Origin of the sequence: Streptomyces sp. NEAU-W12, from assembly GCF_026242095.1 — a bacterium.
In the GTDB taxonomy this organism is placed as follows: domain Bacteria; phylum Actinomycetota; class Actinomycetes; order Streptomycetales; family Streptomycetaceae; genus Streptomyces.
In genome coordinates, this window is the sequence record NZ_JAPJDM010000002.1 from 410,696 (window position 1) to 423,904 (window position 13,209).

15 protein-coding genes and 3 pseudogenes are annotated in these 13,209 nt (G+C 69.9%); 8 read left to right on the forward strand and 10 right to left on the reverse strand.

All coding sequences use genetic code 11. The annotated features are described in order from the left end of the window. Nucleotides 1-27: 27 nt before the first annotated feature. Nucleotides 28-252 carry a hypothetical protein gene (locus ORI94_RS04090; RefSeq protein WP_266072566.1) on the reverse strand — a complete coding sequence of 75 codons (225 nt, stop codon included), beginning with the start codon at nt 250-252 and terminating at the stop codon, nt 28-30. Between the two features lie 268 nt (nt 253-520). Further along, complete coding sequence (locus tag ORI94_RS04095; RefSeq protein ID WP_266072460.1) at nt 521-946, reverse strand: DUF3099 domain-containing protein; 426 nt, start codon at nt 944-946, stop codon at nt 521-523. Nucleotides 947-1,224: 278 nt separating this feature from the next. On the opposite strand from ORI94_RS04095, the gene ORI94_RS04100 reads away from it, so the two are divergent. Then, the gene (locus ORI94_RS04100) at nt 1,225-1,503 is read left to right on the forward strand and encodes a GlsB/YeaQ/YmgE family stress response membrane protein (RefSeq protein WP_266072461.1); all 279 of its coding nucleotides are present in this window, start codon (nt 1,225-1,227) and stop codon (nt 1,501-1,503) included. A 90-nt stretch (nt 1,504-1,593) separates the two neighbouring features. On the opposite strand, the gene tyrS is transcribed toward ORI94_RS04100, so the two are convergent. Genes tyrS through ORI94_RS04115 form a run of 3 tightly spaced genes read right to left on the reverse strand, consistent with a single transcriptional unit; the run spans nt 1,594 to nt 5,826 of the window. Continuing rightward, nucleotides 1,594-2,862 (reverse strand): tyrosine--tRNA ligase, encoded by a 1,269-nt coding sequence (gene tyrS, locus ORI94_RS04105; RefSeq protein WP_266072463.1) that lies wholly within the window; start codon nt 2,860-2,862, stop codon nt 1,594-1,596. A 49-nt stretch (nt 2,863-2,911) separates the two neighbouring features. Beyond that, nucleotides 2,912-4,306 carry a metallopeptidase TldD-related protein gene (locus ORI94_RS04110; protein ID WP_266072465.1) on the reverse strand — a complete coding sequence of 465 codons (1,395 nt, stop codon included), beginning with the start codon at nt 4,304-4,306 and terminating at the stop codon, nt 2,912-2,914. Continuing rightward, nucleotides 4,303-5,826, reverse strand: a complete 1,524-nt coding sequence (locus ORI94_RS04115) for a TldD/PmbA family protein (protein ID WP_266072466.1) — start codon at nt 5,824-5,826, stop codon at nt 4,303-4,305. Before ORI94_RS04115 ends, ORI94_RS04110 begins: the two co-directional genes overlap by 4 nt. A 153-nt stretch (nt 5,827-5,979) precedes the next feature. Here ORI94_RS04115 and ORI94_RS04120 point away from each other — a divergent pair, with 153 nt between their 5' ends. Continuing rightward, on the forward strand, nt 5,980-6,330 hold the full coding sequence (locus ORI94_RS04120) for a hypothetical protein (protein ID WP_266072467.1): 351 nt from the start codon (nt 5,980-5,982) through the stop codon (nt 6,328-6,330). Between the two features lie 78 nt (nt 6,331-6,408). On the opposite strand, the gene ORI94_RS04125 is transcribed toward ORI94_RS04120, so the two are convergent. Continuing rightward, nucleotides 6,409-6,609 carry a DUF397 domain-containing protein gene (locus ORI94_RS04125; protein WP_266072468.1) on the reverse strand — a complete coding sequence of 67 codons (201 nt, stop codon included), beginning with the start codon at nt 6,607-6,609 and terminating at the stop codon, nt 6,409-6,411. Next, nucleotides 6,606-7,466 (reverse strand): helix-turn-helix domain-containing protein, encoded by an 861-nt coding sequence (locus ORI94_RS04130; protein ID WP_266072470.1) that lies wholly within the window; start codon nt 7,464-7,466, stop codon nt 6,606-6,608. Before ORI94_RS04130 ends, ORI94_RS04125 begins: the two co-directional genes overlap by 4 nt. A gap of 166 nt (nt 7,467-7,632) precedes the next feature. Between ORI94_RS04130 and ORI94_RS04135 the strand changes: the two genes are divergently transcribed. Further along, the gene (locus ORI94_RS04135) at nt 7,633-8,106 is read left to right on the forward strand and encodes an ATP-binding protein (RefSeq protein ID WP_266072472.1); all 474 of its coding nucleotides are present in this window, start codon (nt 7,633-7,635) and stop codon (nt 8,104-8,106) included. A gap of 153 nt (nt 8,107-8,259) precedes the next feature. On the opposite strand, the gene ORI94_RS35295 is transcribed toward ORI94_RS04135, so the two are convergent. The 3 genes and pseudogenes from ORI94_RS35295 to ORI94_RS04150 all read right to left on the reverse strand — a co-directional run. Continuing rightward, nucleotides 8,260-8,511: an SDR family oxidoreductase gene (locus tag ORI94_RS35295; protein WP_323056022.1), complete on the reverse strand. Its 252-nt coding sequence runs from the start codon at nt 8,509-8,511 to the stop codon at nt 8,260-8,262. After that, a pseudogene (locus ORI94_RS04145) lies at nt 8,444-8,590 on the reverse strand (TetR family transcriptional regulator); the annotation flags it as partial. The pseudogene ORI94_RS04145 and the gene ORI94_RS35295, both read right to left, overlap by 68 nt. Then, nucleotides 8,588-8,893, reverse strand: a pseudogene (locus tag ORI94_RS04150) (helix-turn-helix domain-containing protein); the annotation flags it as partial. The pseudogenes ORI94_RS04150 and ORI94_RS04145, both read right to left, overlap by 3 nt. 239 nt (nt 8,894-9,132) lie before the next feature. On the opposite strand from ORI94_RS04150, the gene ORI94_RS04155 reads away from it, so the two are divergent. The 5 genes and pseudogenes from ORI94_RS04155 to fabI all read left to right on the forward strand — a co-directional run bounded on the left by ORI94_RS04155 (nt 9,133) and on the right by fabI (nt 13,036). After that, a complete protein-coding gene (locus tag ORI94_RS04155; protein WP_266072474.1) occupies nt 9,133-10,152 on the forward strand; it encodes an aldo/keto reductase in 1,020 nt (339 codons plus the stop codon). Nucleotides 10,153-10,373: 221 nt separating this feature from the next. Next, a pseudogene (locus tag ORI94_RS04160) lies at nt 10,374-10,595 on the forward strand (IS5/IS1182 family transposase); the annotation flags it as partial. A 389-nt stretch (nt 10,596-10,984) separates the two neighbouring features. Beyond that, on the forward strand, nt 10,985-11,371 hold the full coding sequence (locus tag ORI94_RS04165; protein ID WP_266072570.1) for a type II toxin-antitoxin system VapC family toxin: 387 nt from the start codon (nt 10,985-10,987) through the stop codon (nt 11,369-11,371). 172 nt (nt 11,372-11,543) lie between these two features. Next, complete coding sequence (fabG, locus tag ORI94_RS04170) at nt 11,544-12,263, forward strand: 3-oxoacyl-[acyl-carrier-protein] reductase (protein ID WP_266072476.1); 720 nt, start codon at nt 11,544-11,546, stop codon at nt 12,261-12,263. Nucleotides 12,264-12,268: 5 nt separating this feature from the next. Further along, a complete protein-coding gene (gene fabI / locus ORI94_RS04175; protein WP_257849775.1) occupies nt 12,269-13,036 on the forward strand; it encodes an enoyl-ACP reductase FabI in 768 nt (255 codons plus the stop codon). Nucleotides 13,037-13,209: the final 173 nt, after the last annotated feature.

Genomic DNA, 13,209 nt, shown 5'->3' on the forward strand with positions numbered 1-13,209 from the left:
GGAGCGGTGCCCTCCCCGGAGCGGCCCTCACGTTCCTTCGGGCGCCTTCCACTCCTCGAAGCGCACGACGTCCTTCAGGAATCCGCGCACACCGAGGAACTGCGACAGCTGCTCCCGGTGCTCCTCGCACGCGAGCCAGGTCTTGCGGCGCTCCGGTGTGTGCAGCTTCGGGTTGTTCCAGGCGAGCACCCACACGGCGGCGGCGCGGCAGCCCTTCGCGGAACAGATCGGCGTCTCGGGATCAGGGTCCATCACACCGCCGACCCTAACCCGATCGGCGCAGTGCGACGTCCCACGGGAAAAGCGCGCAAGCGGGGGGAGAGCGCGCGAAAAAGAGGGGGAAAGAGAAAAGAAAGGCGACGCCGAGCAGCCACGGGGGGAGCTGCCCGGCGTCGGTCTGTCGCTCCGACGGGGGATGCGGAGCGCGTACGAAGTATGTCACGGGTCACCCCGCCGCTGGCACCGGAACAACATGATTGATCTGAGCTTTTCTTGAGCTTGGCGAATTAGTGTCTTCCGCTCACGGCCGGTCATGGTCATGTCCCGAAGGCCATGACGGCTCGGGCCGCTCCGTTCGTGCGTCGGGGGCGGGCCCGGGCGCCACATCTTCCGTCCCGGATTCCGCCGCACCGTCATTCGTCCGTGACGATGTGATCATCGGCCGCGCCTGCGGCGTCAGGTAGGCGGACGGCAGCGACGGCGAGTTTTCACGCCCGGCGTTGGCGATCACCACCGCGACGTACGGCAACACCATGCCGAGAACCAGCGCCACGATCGCGACGTGCCGTTCCACGTTCCAGAGCGTGGCCGCGAGAATGACCGAGATCGTACGAACGATCATCGAGATCACATACCGGCGCTGCCGCCCGCGCACATCCTCCTGGAGCCCCGCCCTGGCACCGGTGATCCGGAACACCTGGACGCCGCCGCCATGCTGCTTCCGCATCGCATTCCACCATCCGCCCGAATCGGACTCTCCCCGCTTCCGGCCGTTCCACGACCGACCGGGACATCGGGCCCGCACGCCACCACGGTACGCCGCGTCCCCGCCGCCCACGAAACCAGGGGCGCCCCGGTTCCGTGTCCCGTCCACGCCCCGGCCCGTATGCCGGTGTGTCCGTCCGGCCTGCGCCGCCGCGTGTACGGCCCGGCCGACATGCGGCACAACGGATCCGGGTCGACACTGGCCGTAATGCTCGTGTCAAGGCCTATCAGGAGGAAGCCATGGGCTGGTTGTGGGCGATCATCGTGGGGTTCGTGCTCGGTCTGATCGCGAAGGCGATCATCCCGGGGAAGCAGCACAGCCCGCTGTGGCTGACCACCATCTGCGGCATCCTCGGCGCCATCGCGGGCAACGCCATCGCGCGGGGCTTCGGTATCGGGGAGACGCCGGGCATCGACTGGGGCCGGCACATCTTCCAGCTGGTGGCGGCGGTCGTCATCGTGTTCGTCGTCGACATGCTGTACATGCAGATGCGGGGCAAGCGCGAACGGCGGACCTGACCGACGCACGACGGGCGCGCGGGCACGTCGCGCGCGTCCGGTGCGGCACGCCGGACGTTCACGCGACGCGCCCGTGCGGCGGGCGCGGGCTCAGGCGGCCGTGACCTCCACCGCCGCCAGGTTCTTCTTGCCCCGGCGCAGCACCAGCCAGCGGCCGTGCAGCAGGTCCTCCTTCGCGGGGACGGCGTCCTCGGCGGTGACCTTGACGTTGTTCACGTAGGCGCCGCCCTCCTTCACCGTGCGCCGCGCGGCCGACTTGCTGGGCACCAGGCCGACCTCCGTGAACAGGTCGACCACCGGACCGAGCTCGGCGACCCGGACGTGCGGCACCTCCGAGAGGGCCGCCGCCAGCGTCCGCTCGTCCAGCTCCGCCAGCTCGCCCTGGCCGAACAGCGCCCTCGACGCGGCGATCACGGCGGCCGTCTGGCCGGCGCCGTGCACCAGCGTCGTCAGCTCCTCCGCCAGGGCGCGCTGCGCGGCACGTGCCTGCGGACGCTCCGCCGTCTGCGCCTCCAGCGCCTCCAGCTCCTCGCGGGACCTGAAGGACAGAATGCGCAGGTACGTCGAGATGTCCCGGTCGTCCACGTTCAGCCAGAACTGGTAGAACGCGTACGGCGTGGTCATCTCCGGGTCGAGCCAGACGGCACCGCCCTCGGTCTTGCCGAACTTGGTGCCGTCCGCCTTCGTCATCAGCGGCGTCGCCAGCGCGTGCACCGCGGCGTGCGGCTCCAGGCGGTGGATCAGGTCGAGCCCGGCCGTGAGGTTGCCCCACTGGTCGCTGCCGCCCTGCTGGAGCGTGCAGCCGTAACGCCGGTACAGCTGGAGGAAGTCCATGCCCTGCAGGAGCTGGTAGCTGAACTCCGTGTAGCTGATGCCCTCGGAGGACTCCAGCCGCCGCGCGACGGAGTCCTTCGTCAGCATCTTGTTGACGCGGAAGTGCTTGCCGACGTCCCGCAGGAACTCGATCGCGGACAGGTCCTGCGTCCAGTCGAGGTTGTTGACCATCACCGCCGCGTTCTCGCCCTCGAAGGACAGGAACGGCTCGATCTGGCCACGCAGCCGGTCCACCCAGCCGGACACCGTCCCCGGGTCGTTCAGCGTGCGCTCCGCCGTCGGGCGGGGGTCGCCGATCAGGCCCGTGGCGCCGCCGACCAGCGCCAGCGGCCGGTGCCCGGCCTGCTGGAGCCGGCGCACCGTGAGCACCTGCACCAGGTGTCCGACGTGCAGTGACGGCGCGGTCGGGTCGAAGCCGCAATAGAACGTGACAGGACCGTCCGCGAGCGCCTTGCGCAAGGCGTCCTCGTCGGTGGACAGGGCGAACAGCCCGCGCCACTTCAGCTCGTCGACGATGTCCGTCACGGTTCTCGCGTCTCCTCGGTGCTGCTTCGGTTTCCGAACGCCTACGAGGTTATACGCCCTGGCTGACGGAACTCATATTGAATTCGGGGACCCGCAGCGCGGGCATCGCGGCCCTGGTGAACCAGTCGCCCCACTCCCTGGGCAGCGTCTTCTCCGTACGCCCCGCCTCCGTGGCCCGGCCCAGCAGGTCCACCGGCGACTCGTTGAACCGGAAGTTGTTGACCTCGCCGACGACCTCGCCGTTCTCGACGAGGTAGACACCGTCCCGGGTCAGCCCGGTGAGCAGCAGGGTCGCCGGGTCCACCTCGCGGATGTACCACAGGCAGGTCAGCAGCAGCCCCCGCTCGGTGGCCGCGACCATCTCCTCCAGCGAGCGGCCCTCACCCCCGTCCAGGATCAGGTTGTCGATCCCGGGGGCCACGGGCAGTCCGGTCAGTCCCGCGCTGTGCCGGCTGGTGGTCAGGTGCGCCAGCTCACCCGCGCGGATCCACTCCGTGGCCGTCAGCGGCAGCCCGTTGTCGAACACCGACCGGTCGCCGCCGGAGGAGTGCGCGATCACGAACGGCGCCGACTCCAGGCCCGGCTCGTCCGGGTCGCTGCGCAGGGTCAGCGGCAGCCCGGTCAGCCGCTCGCCGACCCGGGTGCCGCCGCCCGGCTCGGAGAACACGGTGCGCCCCTCGGCCGCGTCCCGCCCGGAGGCCGACCACAGCTGGTAGATCAGCAGGTCCGCCACCGCGGTCGGCGGCAGCAGCGTCTCGTACCGGCCCGCGGGCAGCTCGAGCCGCCGCTCGGCCCAGCCCAGCCGCAGGGCCAGCTCGGCGTCGAGCGCCGCCGGGTCGAGGTCCTCGAAGTCCCGCGTGGACCGCCCCGCCCAGGCCGACCGCGTACGGTCCGGCGACTTGGCGTTCAGCTCCAGCGTGCCGTTCGGCTGGTCGTGCCGCAGCCGCAGCCCTGCCGACGTGCCGAGATAGCTGGAGACCAGCTCGTGGTGGGCGAAGCCGTACAGCTCCCGGCCGCCGGCCCGCGCGCGTGCGAACGCCTCGCCCAGCGCCGGAGCGAAGCCGGCGAAGACGGCGGAGGAGGTCTCCGCGGGCGCCTCGGTGAACCCGGGGGACGGTGCCACGCCCGTGACCAGCGGCTGCGCGTCCTCGGCCGGACCCGCGCCCCGCGCGGCGGCCTCGGCGGCCCGCACCAGGGGCTCCAGCTCGTCGGCCGTCACCGCGGACCGGGACACCACGCCGGAGGCGGTGCCCTCCCGGCCGTCCACGGTGGCGATGACGGTGAGCGTGCGCCCGCGGGTGACACCGTTCGTGGTGAGCGAGTTGCCCGCCCAGCGCAGATTGGCGCTCGACTGCTCGTCGGCGATCACGACACAGCCGTCGGCCCGGGACAGCTCGAGAGCGTGCTCGACGATCTCGTGCGGCTTGCTGGTACGCGCGCTCATCGACCCGCCTCCTGCGTGGTGTTCAAGATGTTGACGCCCTTGAAGAGGGCGGACGGGCAGCCGTGCGAGACCGCCGCGATCTGTCCCGGCTGGGCCTTGCCGCAGTTGAAGGCGCCGCCGAGGACATAGGTCTGCGGGCCGCCGACCGCCGCCATGGAGCCCCAGAAGTCGGTGGTCGTGGCCTGGTAGGCGACGTCCCGCAGCTGCCCCGCCAGCCGCCCGTTCTCGATCCGGTGGAAGCGCTGCCCGGTGAACTGGAAGTTGTAGCGCTGCATGTCGATGCTCCACGACCGGTCGCCGACGACGTAGACGCCCCGGTCCACGCCCCCGATCAGGTCCTCGGTCGACATCCCGGCCGGATCCGGCCGCAGCGACACGTTGGCCATGCGCTGCACCGGCACGTGCCCGGGGGAGTCCGCGAACGCGCACCCGTTGGACCGCTCGAAGCCGGTGAGCCTCGCGATCCGCCGGTCCAGCTGGTAGCCGACCAGCGTCCCGTCCTTCACCAGGTCCCAGGACTGCGCCTCGACGCCCTCGTCGTCGTACCCGACGGTCGCCAGTCCGTGCTCGGCGGTGCGGTCACCGGTGACGTTCATCAGTTCGGAGCCGTAGCGCAGCGTGCCGAGCTGGTCGAAGGTGGCGAAGGAGGTTCCGGCGTAGGCGGCCTCGTAGCCGAGGGCCCGGTCCAGCTCGGTGGCGTGCCCGATGGACTCGTGGATGGTCAGCCACAGGTTGGACGGGTCCACGACCAGGTCGTACAGGCCCGGCTCCACGCTCGGCGCGCGCATCTTCTCGGCCAGCAGCCCGGGGATCCGCTCCAGCTCGTCGTCCCAGTCCCAGCCGGTGCCCGTCAGGTACTCCCAGCCACGCCCCACGGGCGGCGCGAGGGTGCGCATGGAGTCGAACTCGCCGCTCGAACCGTCGACGGACACCGCCGTGAACACGGGGTGGAGCCGCACCCGCTGCTGCGTGGTGACGGTCCCCGCGGTGTCGGCGTAGAACTTGTTCTCGTGCACGGTGAGCAGGGAGGCGTCCACGTGGTCCACCCCGCGCGCCGCCAGCAGCCGCGCGCTCCACTCGGCCAGCAGCCCGGCCTTCTCCGCGTCGGGCACGGTGAACGGGTCGATCTCGTACGACGACACCCAGGTCTTCTCGGAGTGCACGGGCTCGTCGGCCAGCTCGACCTTCTCCTCGGACCCGGCCGCCCCGATCACCCGGGCGGACAGCTTCGCCATCGCCACGGCCTGCGAGGCGACCTTGGCGGCTGCGTCCGGGGTGAGATCCACGCCGGACGCGAAACCCCACGTCCCGCCGTGCACCACGCGCACCGCGTACCCCAGGTCGGTGGTGTCCGACGACCCGGCGGGCTTGGCGTCCCGCAGCCGCCAGGACGCGTCGCGCACCCGCTCCAGCCGGAAATCCGCGTGCTCCGCCCCGAGCGACCGCGCCCGCGCGAGCGCGGCGTCGGCGAGGGGACGCAGGGGCAACGCCAGGAACGACGGATCGATGTCATGGGGCACGGGTGGAGATCCCTTCGGGCGCTTACCTGTGGTGACCGTCGGAAGCAGTGAACCATGTCTCGCTGCTCGTGCTCCCCTGGGAAAAGCCGGAGCGTGAGGTCGGGAAACCACCGGCGGTGGGAGGGGCGTGGGGCAGTAAGGTGGCTCAGTTGCGTGGTTCCGTCTTCCGGCGGGGGACTGCTCCCCGATGCGGCACGCGACCGAGTGGACGTGTGGATCCGCGTCTACGAGGCGATGGCCGAGGGATTGCCCTTCCCCCACCCCTCCCTCACCCCGCCCCCCGCTCAGGGCCCGCGCCACCCTCCGGGCACCAGCCCGCTGACCCGCGTCATCCCGGCCGGAGGCCCGCCGAAGCATCCGACCGCACCGACGGCCAAGAAGAAGCGGCGGGGCAAGTCCGCACCCGATCAGTGGGGCGGAGGCCTGTTCGGCCTGGACGAGGTCGAGGGCGGCGACATGCAGCTCGACATCCTCAGCCTGTTCGGTGAGGGCGAGCAGGAGTAGGGCACGTGGGCGTAGACCAACGGGCGGGTACGGGAGCTGTTCCTGTACCCGCCCGCTGGCGTCACCTACTACGCGACCTCAGTCGTCCAGAGAAGCGTCGGCCGCGTGGGCCGCGAACGCCGCCCACGCGGTCGGCGCGACAGCGAGGGGACGGATGCGCTTGTCCTTGGAATCGCGGATGTGGATGGCCTCGGGGCGCACGGCGACCTCGACGCAGTTGTCACCCTCGCCCCCGCTGTAGCTGCTCTTGAACCAGCGCAGCTGATCAGTGGTGCTCATAGTGCTCCTCGCATCTGTTCCAGCAGGCTCACGGTAGCCCGGCAGTCCAGGGCCTGGGCACGCAGTTTGCCATAGCGCTGGAGGAGGACACTCAGGTCGTTCGGGGCGGTGATCAGGTTGCTTGATCGCTGCCCCTCGGTGTAGCCGATCCACTGGTGAGTCGGTGTCTCAGCGAGGTACATCTGTCCCTCGACGCCACAGTGTTCTTCTTGCCGAAGCGGCATGACCTGGATCTCCACGTTGTGTCGCTGTCCCACAAGGAGAAGGTGGTCGATGACTTCGTTGGCGACGGTGGTTCCCCCGACGCACCGCTCCAGGATGCCTTGCTCGATGACGAAGCTGAAGGCTGTGTTCGGCTGCGAGGTCAGAAGCTCCTGCCGCTCCAGCCTCGCGCATACCTGCCGCTCGATCTGCTCCTGTGAGAGGGGCGGCAGATTGCGCTCGAACACCGCCCGCGCGTACCCCTCCGGCTGCAACAACCCAGGAACCGCCCGGCACTCATACGCGTACAAGGAGATCGCCTCCTCCTCGATCCCCGCCCACTGCCGGAACCACGAAGCGAGCCCCGCCCTCCGCGTCAGACTCTTCGCCGCCGCCGTGAGGATCTTGACCGCGACCGGCCCCAGGACCTCCTCCGCCCGGGCGGGCAGGTCCGCCGGCGGGAACCGCTTCCCCTGCTCGATCTTGGCGACGTACGCGGCCGAATACCGCACCCGCACCGCGAACTCCTCCTGTGTCAGGCCGGATTCCTCGCGCAGGGCCTTGAGGACCGCGCCGAAGGTCTTCAGACTGTCGGAGAGCTCCGCTTCCGTGCCGTTCGCGCCGCCGTTCCAGCCTCCGCCGTGGTCCGCCCTCATCGCCGCGTGCCTCCCGTGTCCGCCTGTTCACGCCTCGCTCAACCCCGCCCGGCCCACCCAGGGTCACGGGGAGTGACTCACCCAGTCCAGAGTGTGCGCCGATACAGCCACGCCTGTATGGGTGTCGTCCCTGTTGAGGCTGGGAACGGCACGGAACGCTGGCCGCATGCCAGCACCACGGGCCCAAGAGGCCGTAACCGTAAGTGTGTTCGCCCAGCGCTTCTCCGCCACCCGTCGCGGCGCACGGCTCGCCCGCAGACTCGCCACCCACCGGCTCGACCTGTGGCACCTTCCCTGCGGCAGCCCGGCCTCCTACACCGTCACCCTCGTCGTGGCCGAACTCGCCTCCAATGCGGCCCTCCACGGCCACGTCCCGGGACGCGACTTCGAGCTGCGGCTCACGTACGACCGGTCCGCGGGCCTCGTCCGCGTCGAGGTGTCCGACACCCACCCGGGGCACCCGGAGTTCCCCGGTTCGGCGGGTCATCCGTCCGCGGACACCGACGGTGGGAGAGGCCTGCTCCTGGTGGAAGCCGTCGCCGACCGCTGGGGCGTGAACGGGCGGACGGGGCCGGGCAAGACCGTGTGGGCCGAGTGCGCGGTCCATGTCCCGGGCGACCCGCGTCCGGTTCAGCCTTAGAGGCCGCGCAGAGAGGCGGCGTGGGGAGTCCCTGGCGACAAGGCGGGCACAGATCCTGGTGATCAGGGAGTTGCAACGTTCTGTGATCACTGGGCAGACCTGCGCATGCGTTGCAGTCATGCTCAGGTCTGAGCCGGGTGGTGGGGGCCGGTGTCAGCTGAGTGTTTCGCCGCCATCGATGGTGATGATCTGGCCGGTGACGTAGCTGTTAGCCATCAGGAAGAGGGCCGAGGTGGCGGCTTCCTCGGCGGTGCCGAAGCGGCCGAGGGGAGCGGTCGGTCCGGGGCGGCGATCGCGCGACCTCTTTGGCAGAGCCGCACGCGCGAGGTCGCCGAGGTCAGTGGTGTGATCGGCGTAGCCCTGCGACGAGGAGTTCGGCCATGCGGCGTGCGTCGTGGCGGGGATCGCTCTCCGCGCCGATGCAGAGGTTACCGACGCCGCGCATGAGCTGGTACGCGTCGATGCCGGGGCGGATCTCGCCGGTCGAGGGCACCAGCCGCAGGAGATGTGCGATGCGGGCCGGCCCCCAGCGGCGCAGGATGCGGACCTTGATGATCCGGCGCTCGGTGCGGGTCGGCGTGCGGCGTGGGCTGGTGCGCGGGCGGGAGGAGAGGTCGCTCATCCCGGCCTCGCCGAAGGCCCGGTAGCGGTCGGCCCAGCGCTGGGCTGTGGTCGGCGGGATCTGGAAACGCTCGGCGGCCCGGCGCAGGGGCCAGCCGTCCTCGACGACGCAGCGGGCCAGGCGCAGCCGTCCGGTCTCGGTCAGGGGTGCATTACGGTGGGGCACGAGGGCCTTTCGTCGTTCGGTGGAGATGCCGCAATCCACACCGAACCCGGAAGGCCCTCACTCGTTCAAGATCACTCAGCCGAGACCTGGCTCACCCGTCCACTCGCCGCTTGCAAAAGCGGAACCTTGTTCCGTATTGTTTCGGAACAAGGTTCCGCTTTGCTCATGATGTCAGAGCAGAGCCCGGTAACCAAGCCATGTAATGCACCGCGCTTCACCCCTCATGAGGAGACACGGTCATGCAGTACCGCATCTTGGGCCGCACCGGTGTGCAGGTCAGTACCCTCGCGCTCGGCGCGATGAACTTCGGAAAGATCGGGCGCACCACCCAGGACGAGGTCACAGCCATCGTCGACGCCGCGCTGGAGGCGGGGATCAACCTGATCGACACTGCCGACGTGTACAGCGGCGGCGAGTCGGAGGAGATGGTCGGCAAGGCCATCACCGGGCGCCGCGACGACATCGTGCTGGCCACGAAGGCGACCATGCCGATGGGCGACGAGCGCAATCGCCAGGGCAGTTCGCGCCGCTGGCTGGTCACCGCGCTGGAGGACAGCCTGCGTCGGCTCGGCGTCGACCACGTCGACCTCTACCAGATCCACCGGTGGGACTCGAACACCAGCGACGAGGAGACCCTGTCGGCGTTGACCGACCTGCAGCGCGCGGGAAAGATCCGCTACTTCGGCTCCTCGACCTTTCCGGCCTACCGCATCGTGCAAGCCCAGTGGGCCGCCCGCGAACATCGCTTGAGCCGTTACGTCACCGAACAGCCCAGCTACTCGATCCTGCAGCGCGGCATCGAGACCCACGTACTGCCCGTGACCGAGCAGTACGGGCTCGGAGTGATGGTGTGGAGCCCGCTGGCCTCGGGCTGGCTGTCGGGCGCGATCCGCGAGGGCAGTGAGATCACCACCAGCCGCTCAACCTTCATGCCGCAGCGCTTCGACACCACCATCCCCTCCAACCGGGCCAGGCTCGACGCCGTCGAGCAACTGGCCAAGGTCGCCGACGACGCCGGCCTGACGATGATCCAGCTCGCACTCGGCTTCGTGACCGCGCACCCCGGCGTGACCAGCGCCCTCGTCGGCCCTCGCACGCTGGACCACCTGTACTCGCAGCTCGCCGCCGCAGACATCACGCTCTCCGCCGACGTACTCGACGCGATCGACGGCATCGTCGCCCCCGGCACCGATCTCGCCGCACACGAGAAGAACGACACTCCGCCCGCGCTGCTCGACTCGTCACTGCGGCGACGCTGATCGTCCCAGCGACACCTCCACATCCTCTTGTGCGACATCCCGAAGCTGCAGCAGTGGATGGCGGTAGCAAATTCCGCTTCATGGTCGGCTTGTGGGACTTCCCTCACCTGGCGGCCCATCAGTAATCCGCCGCGATCGCACAGATGGGCGGCGTGGGAAGTCCCCGGCGACAAGTCGGGCCCAGGTCCCGGTGATCATGGAGTTGCGACGCTCCGTGATCACTGGGGGGACCTGTACCCGTGCTTCCTTCATGGCTGACTGACCCGCTCCGGGGCCAATTCGCGGTGTTCTTGCCCGAACGCCCTACGGTCGATCCGTCCCACCCGCTGGGGTGCCACCGCCGCCGTACCAGCGACCGGATCGTGTTCGACAAGCTGTTGCAGCTTCTGCGGTTCGGCTGCTCCTACCAGGCGATCTCCGACACGACCTGCTCGGCGACCACCACCGGCGTTTCCCTCGTCCGGGGACCGTGGCGCGACGACTCGAAGGTCACCCTGGACACGGGCTTCCCGCCTCCGACCGCGGCTGCCCGCGACCTGGACAGTGTCCGCAGGGCCGTCGAAACGGCACTCCCCGCAACCGGGGTCGACGGGATGCTCGTGACCATGTGGCGCCTCTTCGAGGTCACCCGGCACGGCAGCGTGATCGCGATACTGTCCCCGGCCGGCGGCCCCATGGAGCGGTACGCGCATCTGGTGGCACAGGGGAAGATCAAGCTGAAGCCGGTCACCGCCGCCGATCGGCATGACATGCCGCACTACGAGGTGGCGGAGGACGCCGGCCCTCTGGCGCTGCTGCTGGCCGAGCGCGAAGAGGACGAGCGTTGATCTACGTGGACACCTCGGCGCTGGTCACCTGGATGACCCGGCGCAACCACTGGGGAGCGTTGGACGCCTTCCTCCAGCAGCGGGTCACGGAGCCGCTCGCCACGAGCACGCTCGGCCTCGTGGAGACCGTACGGACCCTGGGCCTCATGGGGCACTTCCCCAAGGTGATGGAGGACCTGGACGCCCGAATCACCGAGATCCTCCTCACGCGAGAGGTGCGTGACGGAGCGGCCCTGCTCGTGGGACGCCTGAGGACGCTGGACGCGCTCCACGTGGCCAGCGCGCTCTCGCTGCGGGACGACCCGACCGCCCTGGTGACCTATGACCGCAGAATGCTCGAGACCGCTCGCGCCGAGGGCCTGCCCGCTCACGCACCTGGTATGAACGACTGAGGACCGGGGCGTTTCTGTAGGGATCCGACAGCGAGTCCCATCGGCCACTGTCGGTGCTCCAATGCCCTTCGACGCGTTCCGACCGATAGGTTTTCGGGGAAGCCCTCTGTCGTCGCCGCCTGTCGTTCGGGTGTGCGGGCGGGGGAGAGACCGTTATCGAAAGGGTGATCCGTTGAGCCGCTCGGTTCTCGTCACCGGAGGCAACCGGGGCATCGGCCTCGCCATCGCCCGCGCGTTCGCCGACGCCGGCGACAAGGTCGCCATCACCTACCGCTCGGGCGAGCCGCCGGCCGCCCTCGCGGAGTTGGGCTGCCTCGCCGTCAAGTGCGACATCACCGACTCCGAGCAGGTGGAGCAGGCCTACAAGGAGATCGAGGCCCAGCACGGCCCGGTCGAGGTGCTCGTCGCCAATGCCGGCATCACCAAGGACCAGCTCCTGATGCGCATGTCCGAGGAGGACTTCACCTCGGTCGTCGACACCAACCTCACCGGCACCTTCCGGGTCGTCAAGCGCGCCAACCGCGCCATGCTGCGTGCCCGTAAGGGCCGGGTCGTCCTGATCTCCTCGGTGGTGGGCCTGGCCGGCCAGGCGGGGCAGGCGAACTACGCCGCCTCCAAGGCCGGCCTGGTCGGCTTCGCGCGCTCCCTCGCCCGTGAGCTGGGCTCGCGCAACATCACCTTCAACGTCGTCGCGCCCGGCTTCGTCGACACCGACATGACCAAGGTGCTCACCGACGAGCAGCGCGCGGGCATCGTGTCGCAGGTGCCGCTCGGCCGGTACGCGCAGCCGGGGGAGATCGCCGCCGCGGTGCGGTTCCTCGCCTCGGACGACGCCTCGTACATCACTGGAGCCGTCATTCCCGTTGACGGCGGACTGGGAATGGGTCACTGAACGACATGAGCGGAATTCTCGAGGGCAAGCGCGTCCTGATCACCGGTGTGCTGATGGAGTCCTCCATCGCCTTCCACACGGCTCGGCTGGCCCAGGAACAGGGCGCCGAGATCATCCTGACCGCCTTCCCGCGGCCCACGCTGACCGAGCGCATCGCCAGGAAGCTGCCCAAGCCCACCAAGGTCATCGAGCTCGACGTGACCAACGAGGAGCACCTGGGCCGTCTCGCGGACGTCGTGGGCGAGGAGCTCGGCGGCCTCGACGGCGTCGTGCACTCCATCGGCTTCGCGCCGCAGGACGCGCTGGGCGGCAACTTCCTCAACACGCCGTTCGAGTCGGTCGCCACGGCCATGCACGTCTCGGCGTTCTCCCTGAAGTCGCTGACCATGGCCTGCCTGCCGCTGATGCAGAACGGCGGCTCCGTGGTCGGCCTCACCTTCGACGCCCAGTACGCCTGGCCGCAGTACGACTGGATGGGCCCGGCCAAGGCCGCCCTGGAGGCGACCAGCCGCTACATGGCGCGTGACCTGGGCAAGCAGAACATCCGCTGCAACCTGATCTCGGCGGGTCCGATCGGCTCCATGGCCGCCAAGTCCATCCCGGGCTTCGGCGAGCTGGCCTCCGTGTGGGACCACCGTGCCCCGCTGGAGTGGGACCTGAAGGACCCGGAGCCGGCCGGCCGCGGTGTCGTCGCCCTGCTGAGCGACTGGTTCCCGAAGACCACGGGCGAGATCGTGCACGTGGACGGCGGACTGCACGCCGTCGGCGCCTAGCGGCTCGATCGTCCTGTCGCGTCCTTCCCGCAGGAGTCGTCCAGGGCCCGTACCCCGGGGGGTGCGGGCCCTCGGCCCTGTCACCCGACCGGCTCAGCAGGACAGGCGGGGTCCGGCGCCGGCAGGGGACCGTGGAGTACGCGTCCGCCGCGTGATCCCCCCTCCCCAGCACG

Excerpts from the sequence above, each read along its gene's own strand:
- ORI94_RS04100 (WP_266072461.1), top strand. The coding sequence starts at position 1,225 with ATGGGCTGGTTGTGGGCGATCATCGTGGGGTTCGTGCTCGGTCTGATC.
- ORI94_RS04095 (WP_266072460.1), bottom strand. The coding sequence starts at position 946 with ATGCGGAAGCAGCATGGCGGCGGCGTCCAGGTGTTCCGGATCACCGGT.
- ORI94_RS04125 (WP_266072468.1), bottom strand. The coding sequence starts at position 6,609 with ATGAGCACCACTGATCAGCTGCGCTGGTTCAAGAGCAGCTACAGCGGG.
- ORI94_RS04110 (WP_266072465.1), bottom strand. The coding sequence starts at position 4,306 with ATGAGCGCGCGTACCAGCAAGCCGCACGAGATCGTCGAGCACGCTCTC.
- fabI (WP_257849775.1), top strand. The coding sequence starts at position 12,269 with ATGAGCGGAATTCTCGAGGGCAAGCGCGTCCTGATCACCGGTGTGCTG.
- ORI94_RS04135 (WP_266072472.1), top strand. The coding sequence starts at position 7,633 with ATGCCAGCACCACGGGCCCAAGAGGCCGTAACCGTAAGTGTGTTCGCC.
- ORI94_RS04090 (WP_266072566.1), bottom strand. The coding sequence starts at position 252 with ATGGACCCTGATCCCGAGACGCCGATCTGTTCCGCGAAGGGCTGCCGC.
- ORI94_RS04155 (WP_266072474.1), top strand. The coding sequence starts at position 9,133 with ATGCAGTACCGCATCTTGGGCCGCACCGGTGTGCAGGTCAGTACCCTC.
- ORI94_RS04130 (WP_266072470.1), bottom strand. The coding sequence starts at position 7,466 with ATGAGGGCGGACCACGGCGGAGGCTGGAACGGCGGCGCGAACGGCACG.